This window comes from Nostoc flagelliforme FACHB-838 (assembly GCF_014698065.1).
Classification (GTDB): Bacteria; Cyanobacteriota; Cyanobacteriia; order Cyanobacteriales; family Nostocaceae; genus Nostoc; species Nostoc flagelliforme_B.
Genome location: NZ_JACJSI010000644.1, coordinates 1 through 2,263 on the forward strand (window position 1 = coordinate 1; position 2,263 = coordinate 2,263).

Sequence of the window (2,263 nt, forward strand, 5' to 3'; positions counted from 1 at the left end):
TATTTACACGGATTAATAGTGATTATTACGGCTTAGGATTATATTTCAACAGTAATTTTGCAGGTATGGGTAGTACCAATAATGGAATTTTTGAGGATAGAAGCTCCCTTGGAAATGCTGAAAGCTATGGCAATATCCGCATTACTTTCGCAAAAAGTGAAGTGATTTCTTAAGCCATTTTATTTACGTTGATTCACAACATCAAGTCTTTGTCAAGTATGCAAATTTTAGTGATAGTGTCAAGAAAGGTCTTTATATTATACCATCAAAACTTTAGCATTTTTACAGAACCATCTAGTCCAAAGTTCAATTTGATGAATCCTAAAGTCTCTGTTATTATCCCCGCTTACAATACCGAAGCGTATATTGCAAAAGCAGTAGAGTCCGCCTAGGAGCAAACGCTCAATGATATTGAAGTTATCATCGTCGGTGATGGTTCAAACGATCAAACTGTGGAAGTTGCTAAAAGTTTTACTGACCACGTCTCAAATTAATAGTGAATCTAGAAAATTTAGGAGTTGCTGTTGCGCATACAGTTGCTGACAGTCGGAAACCTAAGAGATACGGCAAAAACTCTTAGAGAATCTGTGTATCTTTAAAGCGCTCGCTTCTTTGCCAGACGTAGCCCATCGCATTTAATCTGTGGTTCATGTCATTTTTTCAACTAAGTTCAATCTAAATGATTAATCTGAGTATCAACACAAATCTTAACTTTGTAATCGTTCTAGAATAATCTAACTATTACCAATTCTTAAATATTCGCTTTTATGCTGATCTTGTTTATCAGCAAGGATGAGACGTGAGTTTAAAAAAACTTTTTCTTGTAGCTCTGGGGCTTCTTGCCGCCATAGTAGTTGGTATTTTTACAGACAATAAAGTAATTGCTCAACCTGCCACTGATTTGGCTTTAGCCTTATATCATGCGCCTATTCACTATCAAGACACAGATAGTACTAAGTATAGTGCAGATTATATAACGCGATTTGATTATGATAGCGATTGGCGAGGAACAAATAACTGGGATAACCTTTTTCAGTTTCCTCTCTCCTCTCATGGTTACTATTCTATAGCTGAAACTTGTACTCATTGGTTCATTACATATTCCTTTTACCATCCTCAAGACTGGACTGATATTCCTTTTGATCAAGAACACGAAAATGATTTAGAGGGTTTACTTACAATTGTCCGTAAGGACGGTTCAGCTTTTGGTAAATTAGAAGGTGTTGTCACTGTATTTCATAACGATTTCTATTCTTACACTCCAACTGGTAGTCCTTTACGCAATGGTGCAGAAAGTATTGATGGTACACTGACAATGAATAGTTACAGTGGTTCATTGCACCCATTAACAACTCAAGAAGCTAAAGGTCATGGACTAAAAGCTTGGCCTGATGCTGGAAACTTTAAGGGTGGAAGTAGAGAGGATGGGATTATTTATTATCCTTCCCAAACTACAGCAGAACTTCCTGCTTCAGAAAATGACCGCGATGTACAGTATCAATTGGTTGATGTTTTTGCTGAAGCAGGAATGTGGCAACATCAATTAAATGAAGCTTCTTTATCAAGCTCTTCAGCCTTAACTTTCGCTAGTTGGGGAACTTTCAAGGGAGATTCGAGTGGTGGGTGTGGCTCTGGTACACCAACTTGCAGTACAAATTCTGCTAATACCCCTTGGGGTTGGGATGATTCAAATGATGGTGCAGTATATAAAGGTGAAATGGCTTTAGACCCCGCTCACCTAACTGATGCTTATTTTGATGGGCTTGGAACTTTTGATACTGCATACATCCGCAACCAATTTATTCAAGGATTGAAAGACAGAGGATATAATTCTGCAAATCTTCCTCAAGGTTGGCCCACTCAACTCAATCTTAATTCTCTGATTGGCAAACTCAAAAATCGATGCTCATAAATATAAATAAACTTTATGACTAACGAGATTACAGAAAAACTTAAACAAGCCTCCGATGGTTTGCTAATGATGAGTGAGTCAGAGTATCCTTTTGAACCTTTTTTGTGGTCTAATAAAGCGCAAGAACCAATGACCGTTCAAAAACTTCTCCAGTTAACAGGGCATTCTTTAGAAACATCGATTGAAGAAGTAGAACTAGATTATATATTTCGTAACTGTGCTGAGGAAAAAGAATGGCACGATGAAATACAAAAACAAAATGTGCCAAAGTTTAAATCACTTGTCAAAATACTAAAGGATCACCTCACTGACATCAAGGTTTATCGTATAGGAATGATAAACCTTGATATC

3 protein-coding genes are annotated in these 2,263 nt (G+C 37.1%); all 3 read left to right on the plus strand.

Annotated elements, in window-relative coordinates; translation table 11 throughout:
• Positions 1-422: 422 nt before the first annotated feature.
• Positions 423-494 (plus strand): hypothetical protein, encoded by a 72-nt coding sequence (locus tag H6G97_RS55785; RefSeq protein ID WP_338422032.1) that lies wholly within the window; start codon positions 423-425, stop codon positions 492-494.
• Between the two features lie 305 nt (positions 495-799).
• Complete coding sequence (locus H6G97_RS50135; protein ID WP_190947659.1) at positions 800-1,912, plus strand: hypothetical protein; 1,113 nt, start codon at positions 800-802, stop codon at positions 1,910-1,912.
• A 15-nt stretch (positions 1,913-1,927) separates the two neighbouring features.
• Positions 1,928-2,263 (plus strand): nuclease A inhibitor family protein (locus tag H6G97_RS50140; RefSeq protein WP_190947660.1); only part of this gene is annotated, 336 nt, incomplete at its 3' end.